This window comes from Herbaspirillum sp. B65, assembly GCF_000333555.1.
Classification (GTDB): Bacteria; Pseudomonadota; Gammaproteobacteria; order Burkholderiales; family Burkholderiaceae_D; genus Herbaspirillum; species Herbaspirillum rubrisubalbicans.
In genome coordinates this window covers 1-9,217 of record NZ_BADI01001069.1, presented here as the reverse complement: position 1 = coordinate 9,217, position 9,217 = coordinate 1, and the positions used below count along the sequence as shown (strand labels likewise).

The window sequence follows — 9,217 nt, the reverse complement described above, 5'->3', positions numbered from 1 at the left end:
AACCTGCTGGCCGGCATCGGCCCGGCCGCCGCCGGTGGTGGCTTGTTCTCCTTCCTCTCGGCGCCCAACCTGCAGACCACTTACGGCCCGGCCATCTCGCTGCCGATCTTCGAAGGCGGCCGCCTGCGTGGCCAACTGGGTGCGGCCAGCGCCGGCTACGACATCGAGGTGGAGCACTACAATGCCTTGCTGTCGCAAGCCTTGAAGGGCATCTCCGACCAGGTTGTCACGCTGCAATCGGTGGCACGCCAGCAACAGCAGGCGCAAGAATCGGTGCGCGCCGCGCAAAAGAGCGTGGACATCGCCACCCGCGCCTACCAGCGCGGCCTGACCGACTACCTCAATGTCTTGCACGCACAGACCCAATGGCTGCGCCAGCAACAGATCGTGCAGCAATTGCAGGCCCAGCGCCTGGCGGCCTATGCGGCCTTGCAAACGGCACTGGGGGGTGGCATGGACAATAGCCCTGAGACGCCCAGCGCTGCCGCAACCACGGCAGCCGAGCCGGCCAAGGTAGCGGCGCGATGACTACCCCTGCCCTGCCCCTCAAGGCCCAGCTACGCGAAGCCGCCAGCGACTGGTGGCGCAGCGAAGCACCGACCTGGGTATATGTCTTCAAGATGGTCTTCGCCGGTCTGCTGGCGCTGGGCATCGGCTATGGGCTGGACCTGGAGTCGCCGCGCTCGGCGCTCATCACGGTGTTCATCGTCATGCAACCGCAAAGCGGCATGATCCTGGCCAAGAGCTTCTACCGGGTCATCGGCACCCTGGTCGGCTCGGCGGCCATCGTGCTCTTCGTCGACCTGTTTGCACAGACGCCCGAACTGTTCCTGTTGGCCTCGGCCTTGTGGATCGGCCTGTGTACGGTGGGCTCGGCGCACTACCGTAACTTCCGCTCGTATGGCTTCGTGCTGTCGGGCTATACGGTGGCACTGATCGGCCTGCCAGCTGCCCTGCATCCGGCCACCACCTTCGACTCGGTCATGACACGGGTCACCGAGATCATGGTCGGCATCGTCTGCGTGGGACTGGTCAGTGCGCTGGTGTTCCCGCAGGCCAGCGCGCCCAGCCTGGTGCGCATCATCCGCGGCCGCTTCACGGCCTTTGTCGACCTGGTCAGCGCCACCCTGGGCGGCACTGCCGACCGCCAGCAACTGGAAGCCACCAATGCCCGCTTCGTGGGCGACATCATCGGTCTGGAAGCGCTGCGCAGCGCAGCCATCTTCGAAGACCCGGAAGTGCGCGTGCGCAGTGGTCGCCTGACCCGCATGAACAGCGAATTCATGGCCTTGTCCACGCGCGTGCACGCCTTGCACCAATTGATGAACCGCCTGCACGCCAACCCGGCCCCCAGTGCACAGGTAGTGATCGCAGCGATCTCGCCCTACTTCCGCCAAGTGCAGCCGCTGCTCACCCGCGCCAGCGGCGAGCCGGTCATGAGTGCAGTCGATGCCGCCGACGCCGCCTTGAAGCTGGACGCCTTCAAGCACGAACTGCCGCGCCGGGTGCGCGCCACCCGTGGCACGCTGGCCGACCAGTGCCAGAGCGACAGCGCCCTGCTGGACTTCGATACCGCCTCCGAGCTGCTCTACCGCGTCATCGAGGAACTGCACGCCTACACCTTGACCTATGCCTCGCTGAACCAGCGTCACCATGAGCGCGAGCAATGGGAGCACTCCTACGCCCCCAAGACCAGCATGACCACCGCCCTCATCGCCGGTGCCCGTGCCGCCCTCGTCATGCTGGGCCTGTCGGCGTTCTGGATCGCCAGCGGCTGGCCCAGCGGCGACGTGGCCGTGCTCAACGCCGCGGCCTTCTGCGCCATCACCTCGGCCGCCCCCGACCCGGCCAAGGCCACGCGCACGGTCGTCATCGGCGTACTCTTTGCGGCGGTGGCGGGCTACATCTATACCTTCCACATCCTGCCGCGCCTGGACGGCTATTGGATGCTGGCCAGCGCCTTGACGCCGGTGCTGATGCTGGCGGTGTTGCTGACCACCAAACCCAAATGGGCCGGTTATGGCCTGGGGATATGCATTTTCTTCCCCTTCCTGGCGGTGCCGGACAACTTTGCCCATTTCAATGCTGCCGGCTACATCAATGAATCAGTAGCCCTGGTGGTGTCACTGCTGGTCACGGCCGTGGCCTTCATGGTGCTGTTGCCGCCGACCCCCGACTGGACCCTGCGGGTGCTGGAGAAGCAGTTGCGCAAGCAGGTAGTGGATGCCTGCTTCGGCAAGCTCGGGCATCTAGCGCTGAAGTTCGAAAGCGGCACGCGCGACCCTGATGCACCAGATCACGCTTTTTACCGGCAGCCGCCCGCTGCTGCGGCAGAAGGCGCTGGGCTGGATGTTTGCCACGCTGGAAGTGGGCCACGCCATCATCGAACTGCGCACCGAACTGCATGGCATCCGTACTGAAACCCCGGATTTGTTGCCCGCCTCCGCCTATGCCGCCCTGAACCGTCTGCGCCAGACCATTCCGGCACTCTTTGCCGAGCCCTCGGCGGCGACGCTGGAGGCGGCCCTGGCGGCCAACGACGCCACCATCGTCGAAGTCCAGAGCACCATCGGCCCGCACTACCGCGAACGCAGCGAACGCCATCGCCTGCAACGCACCTTGAGTTACCTGCATTTCATCCGTACCGCCCTGCTCGATCAACAATCACCGCTGCATACCATGCGCGCGGGCGGGGCCAAGACCAACACAACGGGAGCGCACCATGCCACGTGAGATTTCCTTCTTCGATGCCTACATCCCGACGGTGCTGCTGCTGGCCATCGGCGCGGCTGTCATCGCCATGCTGGCCGACCGCGTGCTGGTACGGCTGGGCTTCTACGACCTGACCTGGCACCCGGCGCTGTTCCGAGTCAGCCTGTTCGTCTGCCTGGCGGCCTTGCTGGGGCTGGCGGTCTATCGCTGAAGCGGCGCCTGCCTGCCCCCACCCAATCGCTTACGAAAAGATAAAGAAACATTCAGGAGTAGTTCATCATGCCGGTCAAATCGATTTTCCGTGTCCTCATCACCTTGGTGATTTTCCTTGTGGCCATCCTGCTGGCCTGGAGCCTGTGGCAGCACTACATGCATTCGCCCTGGACCCGTGACGGCCGCGTGCGTGCCGACGTGGTCAACATCGCGCCCGATGTCTCGGGCCAGGTGGTGACCCTGCCGGTGCGCGACAACCAGCTGGTCAAGAAAGGCGATCTGCTGATGGAAATCGACCCGGCCCGCTATACGCTGGCGCTGCAGCAGGCTGAAGCCGCCGTGACCGCCCACAAGGCCGATCTGGAGGTACGCAAGGCCGAAGTGGAAGCACGTCGCGCCGACCTGAACATGCGCCGCGCCCAGGCCCGCCGCCGTGCTGATGTCGATGCACTGGTGGTCTCGCGCGAAGCGCGGGAAGACGCCGGCAGCCAGGTCACTGCCTCGCAAGCCCAGTTGAAAGCCGCCCAGGCCCAACTGCAAGGCGCCCAGGCGCAATACCAGGCCGCCCTGTCGCAACGCGATACGGCCAAGCTGAACCTGGAGCGCACCAAGGTGTTTTCACCGGTGGATGGCTACATCACCAACCTGAACGTGCGCCGTGGCGACTACGCGGCCGCAGGCGCGGCCAAGATCGCAGTGATCGACAGCCACTCCTTCTGGGTCTACGCCTACTTCGAGGAAACCAAGCTGCCGCTCTTGTCCATCGGCGACCATGCCAAGATCCAGTTGATCAACGGCGCCACCATGGAAGGACATGTCGACAGCATCGCTCGCGGCATCTATGACCGCGACAACCCGCAAAGCCGCGAACTGACCGCGGATGTGAACCCGACCTTCAACTGGGTGCGACTGGCCCAGCGCATCCCGGTGCGCATCCACCTGGACAAGGTGCCGGAGAACGTGCTGTTGGCTTCTGGCCTGACTTGTACGGTGGTGTTGGAGCCGGGCAGTGGCAAGCAGCAGGCTGTGGCCAAGAACTGATGGCCTGAAGAAACGAGATGGCAGAATGAGGCGACCTGGCAGCAGGTCGCCTTTTTCATGGGCGCTTGCGTGCAACAGCACCCACGCTCATGCCGACCGGCTTGAGCAGCTTCTCGGCGGTCGCCAGCGTGGGGCTGGATTCGCCCCGCTCGATGTCTTGTAGCGTGCGGGCGGAGACGCCGCACAGCTTGGCGTATTCGGCGATGGTCAGGCGCAAAGTGGTGCGGATCTTGCGGACCACGGCCGGGACCGGCAGGGTCGGATTGGCCGCCAGTTCATCGAAGAGCGCACGCCGCTCTTCCATTTGCTCGATGGCGCTCAGGGGCTTGAAACGTTTATCCATTCAGAGCGCCTCCAGCTGTGCCCGTACCTGCGCCACCGTAGCGGCAAGCGGGTCCAGGAAGGTCGGCTCGATCCCCAGGCTGCGGCCGTAGTCCAACAGGTCAGTCAGTGGCCAAGCCATCTCACGCACGGCCGACTTCACCGGTCCCTGGTCGATCTGCGCAGCCTCGCACGCCTGCTCGATGGCGCTGGCCCATTGCGGGGAACCGCCGTCATCGCGCTCCCAGCGCATGCGGCGTGCAATGCCATCAGGATGCAGCCACATCGGGGCGAAGTCGAACAGCGGCGTCAAGCCGATCTGTCCCTGCGCATCGCGCCGGATGGCGGTATTGCGGGCGTGATTGTCCTTGTTGCGCAGGACGATGTTGGCGATGTCGCGCTTCAGATATTCGATGATCTCGGTCACCGGATCGGTGGCAACCTCCCCTAGCCGGGCACAGGCGGCATTGTGCGTGGGCGTGGCGGCAAAGCCGGTGACGCCGCACAGGGAGGCGATGCTTTCCTGGGCATGGCGTAGCACTTGTGCGCCCCGCACTTCGCGGTCGAACCGGGGAATGAACAAGGCCTTGCCGTGCAGTTCCAGCACAGCATGGACATTCAGGCCCAGATGAGCGGCCAGTTTCATATAGGGAGCCTCCAGCCGCAGAATATCGGCCAGGTCGGGATCGGGCCCACGCCCGAACTTGACGATGTAATGGCGTTCGGCCAGTTCATCGGGCAGGGCGTGATCCAGGTAGAACAAGCCATCACGGGCGCGGGTCAGCAGGATCTTGGGCCACTCTCCCTGAACCCCCGACGAGCCCGCCAGGAACAGGCCGTGCTGCGCCAGGTATTCGTTGAAGTCTTCCGAACGCGCAGCGATTTCTTCCATGGCGAAGCCACGCAACTGCGGCGCACTGCGCGCCTGCGCCCATTCCCAGGCTTCCAGCACGCGAATATTGCCGATGGGGTTGCCGGCGCCTGCACACAACAGTGGCCAATCCGCGCTGGCTTCGGTCCGTTCATCCAGACCCAGTTGCCGCAACAGCTCGCCACGGCCGTAACCTTGCGGCAGCAGGTCGATCAGGCAGGCCGGCCAGCGCGCTTCACTCAGGCTCTCAAAACTCACCGGCAAGTTCACCGACAAGGCGGCGGCATCGCGCCTGCCCATGTAATCGATGGCGTGCAGGGCGTCATAGATGAAGTAAGTCGAGGCCGCCATGCCCAGCTCGACCGGCGCAGTCAACGACAACGCACCGGCCTGCCGCCAGGCCCCGTCAATATAAACTTGAAGTGTGCAAGAAGTCTTCATATGCACATCATACTATCATTATTAATCCGCAAATCCAGATCAATCATGATAGTTTAGTGTGCAAGTAATTCCGTACTAATCCGCAAATACCTGCCACACCAACCACACGTTGGCCGCTGAAATGGCTACGAACAAACCCCAGGCCACGGCACTGACCCACCAGCGATTGACCAGATCGCCCATCAGATCGCGGCGGCTGGTAAGCCGAATCAGGGGATACATGGCAAAGGGCAATTGCAGCGACAGCACTACCTGGCTTGCCACCAGCAGCTTGCCCACGGAGTGCGGGCCCAGCGTCAAGACGCCGATCAACGCCGGCACCAGTGCCAGGGCGCGGGTGATGATGCGGCGCTGCCAGCAGGGGATCTTCAGCTTCAGGAAACCTTCCATGATGACCTGGCCGGCAATGGTGCCGGTGAAGGTCGAACTCTGGCCCGAGGCGAACAGCCCCACCCCAAACAGGATCGCCGCCAGCGCCGAGCCGGTGATCGGGTCCAGCAGGTGGTAGGCCTGGTCCAGCTCGGCCACCTGGGTATTGCCGCTCTTGTGGAAGGCTGCCGCCGCCAGGATCAGGATGGTGGCGTTGATGACCATGGCGATGAGCAAGGAGACGGTGGTATCGACGCGGGTATAGCGCACCGCCTCCAGCAGCGAAGCCGGATCGCGCCGCACGCTGCGGGTCTGGACGATGGACGAATGCAGGTAGAGATTGTGCGGCATCACGGTAGCACCGATGATGCCGATGGCCAGGTACAGCGGCTCGCGGCTGGAGATGGCCTGCAGCGAAGGCACGAAGCCCTGCATGACCTCCTGCCAGTCGGCCTTGACGAAGGCCAGTTGCGCCAGCAGGCAAGCGGCAATCGTGAGCACCAGCCCGAGGATGATGGCCTCCACCTGGCGGAATCCCCGGCCCTTCAAGCCCAGCACGATCAGGGTATCCAGCGCGGTCAGCAAGACCCCCACCGGCAAGGACACGCCCAGCAGCAGATTGAAGGCCAGTGCGCAGCCCAGCACCTCGGCCAGGTCGCAGGCGATGATGGACAGTTCAGCCAGCACCCACATGCCCTTGCCCACAGCCGGGGGATAGTGTTGGCGCGAATGCACCGCCAGATCCTTGCCGGTCGCAATGCCCAGCCGGGCGCACAGGCATTGCAGCACGATGGCCGCCAGGCTGGAGAGCATCACCACGAACAGCAACTGGTAGCCGAACTGCGAACCAGCCTGGATGGACGTGGCCCAGTTGCCGGGGTCCATGTAGCCGATCGAGACCAGCAGCCCCGGGCCGACATAGAGGCGCAACTTCTGCCAGACCGAGGCAGTGGGCGGGACCGGGACTGAGCCCGAGACTTCGGAGGGACAGAACGGCGCGGTGGCCGTAGTGGGCAAACCCGGAATGCGCGGGAAGCGGAAGGTGAATGGCAAGACGGTTTCCCCTGTATAGGCCGGTAATGGCGCTACCGGAATGGGCGTGCCGGCCAGGCGCGCCTTATTGTTGTGTCCATTTGGCGAGCGCGGTGTCGTCACTCTCGCGAGCATCGACCCAGCGCGCGCCTTGCGGCGTCTGTTCCTTTTTCCAGAACGGCGCCTGGGTCTTGAGGTAATCCATGATGAACTCGCAGGCGGCGAAGGCTTCGCCGCGATGGGGCGAGGTCACCGCCACCAGCACGATCTGTTCGCACGGCTGCAAGGGACCGACGCGGTGGATCACCAGCGCCTCGAAGATAGGCCAGCGTGCCTTGGCCTGCTGCACGATCTGCTCCAGGGCGCGCTCGGTCATGACCGGGTAGTGTTCCAGCTCCATGGCCGAAACGGCGGCGCCCTCATTGAGGTCGCGCACCGTGCCCACGAAGCTGACCACGGCACCCACGCGAGGATTGGACAGACGCAATTGCGCCACTTCGGTGGAAAGATCGAAATCGGCGGTCTGGACACGAACGGGCATGGTGGCTAGAAAAATGAAAAGCAAGCTGCGATTCTACCAGCGCCCTGCCCGCCCGATCAGACGAGATCAGACCAAGAGCCCCCACAGCAGCAAGGTCATGCCCAGCCCGATCACCGACACCAGGGTCTGGATTACCGACCAGGTGGCCAAGGTCTGCTTCAGGTTCAGGCCGAAGTATTCCTTGACCATCCAGAAGCCAGCGTCATTGACGTGGCAGAAGAACACCGAGCCGGCGCCGATGGCCAGCGCCATCAAGGAGTTGTGGGTCGCCGACAGACCCGCTACCAGCGGCGCAACGATACCCGCTGTGGCGGTGGTGGCCACAGTGGCCGAGCCGGTGGCCTGGCGCAGCGCCACGGCAATGATCCAGGCCAGCAGGATCAGCGGCATGTGGGTGCCGGCAGCGATCTTGGTGATGGTGTCGCTGATGCCAGCCGACAACAGGGTCTGCTTCAGGCCGCCACCGGCGCCGATGGTCAGCAACAGGCCGGCAATGGGCGGCAAGGCGCGGCGCAGCGTGGCACCGACTTCAAAGCGGCTGCTGCCCTGGCCCCAGCCCAGCACCACCACGGCAAAGAGCACAGTGACGGTGAGCGCGATGATGGGTTCGCCAAAGAAATTGAGCATCTCGAACAGCTCGGTCTTGGGTGTGACCCAGATGCGCGCCACCGTGCGCCCCAGCATCAGCGCCACCGGCAGCAGGATGGTCACCAGCGCGGCCACGAAGCCGGGTTGCGACTGGCCTTCACGGGCCGTGAAGAGCTTGCCGATCTGGTCCGGCTCGGACAGCTTCAGGCGTGGTGCCAGGAAGTTGCCATACAGGGGGCCGGCGATGATGACCGCCGGAATGGCCACGATGAAGCCCAGCAGCATGGTCGTGCCCAGGTCCGCGTGCAGCGCCGAGACGGCAATGAGCGGGCCGGGATGCGGCGGCAGCAGCGCGTGCAGCGTGGTCATGCCAGCCAGCGCCGGAATGGCCACGCGCATGATGGGCAAATCGGAGCGACGGGCCATGACGAAGATGATTGGCGCCATCATCACCAAGCCCACCTCGAAGAACAACGGCAGGCCCACCACCAGGGCCACCAGCGCCATCATCCAGGGGATGATGCTGCCGCGCGCATAGCGCAGCAGCGTGTTGACGATGCGGTCAGCCGCGCCGGACTCGGCCATGAGCGCACCCAGCATGGCGCCCAAGGCGATGATGATGCCGGCTTCGCCCAACAGGCTGCCGGCGCCCTTGCTGAAGGCCTTGGCGATGTCTTCCAGCGGCAGGCCGGCACCGATGCCGGCCACGAAGGTGCCGATGAGGATGGACAGGAAGGGCGCGATGGACAGGAAGCTGATCAGCACCACGATGGTCACCAGCGCGGCTAGTGTGACCAGCAGCAACTGCGTGTCCTGGGCCGCCCAGGCGGCCAGTTGAGTCGAAATCAAGATGGGTTCCTTCTTCAGGTGTGGATGAATGCGCATCGCTTCATTGATGAGCGATGTCTTTGGCACCCCCTCCGCAGGCCCGTTTGGCGCAGGCCCGGTCTCCTCCCAAAGAATCCAGATGTGCGAATCTAAGATGAGCTTGGTTCAGTTCGCATCTTCTGTTTTCTGCCAGACGCTGGCCAACCACGGCTGCTGCTCGCGCGGCAAGCCGTCAGGGCGGTAATAATGCCGCAATCAAG

At 64.2% G+C, this 9,217-nt stretch carries 8 protein-coding genes and 2 pseudogenes; 4 read left to right on the top strand and 6 right to left on the bottom strand.

Features of this window, described 5'->3' with window-relative positions:
* The 4 genes and pseudogenes from I5W_RS25360 to I5W_RS25345 form a co-directional block, all read left to right on the top strand.
* On the top strand, positions 1-528 hold a 528-nt coding region (locus I5W_RS25360; RefSeq protein WP_044531337.1), incomplete at its 5' end, for a TolC family protein.
* Positions 525-2,733: pseudogene (locus tag I5W_RS25355) on the top strand (FUSC family protein). The gene I5W_RS25360 and the pseudogene I5W_RS25355, both read left to right, overlap by 4 nt.
* Positions 2,723-2,923 (top strand): DUF1656 domain-containing protein, encoded by a 201-nt coding sequence (locus tag I5W_RS25350; RefSeq protein ID WP_044531336.1) that lies wholly within the window; start codon positions 2,723-2,725, stop codon positions 2,921-2,923. The pseudogene I5W_RS25355 and the gene I5W_RS25350 overlap by 11 nt, the downstream one beginning before the upstream one ends.
* 68 nt (positions 2,924-2,991) lie before the next feature.
* On the top strand, positions 2,992-3,966 hold the full coding sequence (locus tag I5W_RS25345) for a biotin/lipoyl-binding protein (protein WP_044531335.1): 975 nt from the start codon (positions 2,992-2,994) through the stop codon (positions 3,964-3,966).
* Between the two features lie 55 nt (positions 3,967-4,021).
* Here I5W_RS25345 and I5W_RS25340 read toward each other — a convergent pair whose 3' ends face one another.
* From I5W_RS25340 to I5W_RS33730, 6 genes and pseudogenes are all read right to left on the bottom strand, one after another.
* Positions 4,022-4,309: a helix-turn-helix transcriptional regulator gene (locus tag I5W_RS25340; protein WP_017450988.1), complete on the bottom strand. Its 288-nt coding sequence runs from the start codon at positions 4,307-4,309 to the stop codon at positions 4,022-4,024.
* Positions 4,310-5,599 (bottom strand): type II toxin-antitoxin system HipA family toxin, encoded by a 1,290-nt coding sequence (locus tag I5W_RS25335; protein ID WP_044531334.1) that lies wholly within the window; start codon positions 5,597-5,599, stop codon positions 4,310-4,312.
* A 75-nt stretch (positions 5,600-5,674) separates the two neighbouring features.
* Complete coding sequence (locus I5W_RS25330) at positions 5,675-7,021, bottom strand: Nramp family divalent metal transporter (RefSeq protein ID WP_044531333.1); 1,347 nt, start codon at positions 7,019-7,021, stop codon at positions 5,675-5,677.
* Positions 7,022-7,085: 64 nt separating this feature from the next.
* Positions 7,086-7,541, bottom strand: a complete 456-nt coding sequence (gene moaE / locus I5W_RS25325) for a molybdopterin synthase catalytic subunit MoaE (RefSeq protein ID WP_017450985.1) — start codon at positions 7,539-7,541, stop codon at positions 7,086-7,088.
* Positions 7,542-7,607: 66 nt separating this feature from the next.
* Positions 7,608-8,978, bottom strand: coding sequence for a GntT/GntP/DsdX family permease (locus I5W_RS25320; protein ID WP_034357856.1), 1,371 nt, complete (start codon positions 8,976-8,978; stop codon positions 7,608-7,610).
* A 144-nt stretch (positions 8,979-9,122) separates the two neighbouring features.
* A pseudogene (locus I5W_RS33730) lies at positions 9,123-9,212 on the bottom strand (SAM-dependent methyltransferase); the annotation flags it as partial.
* Between the last annotated feature and the right edge of the window lie 5 nt (positions 9,213-9,217).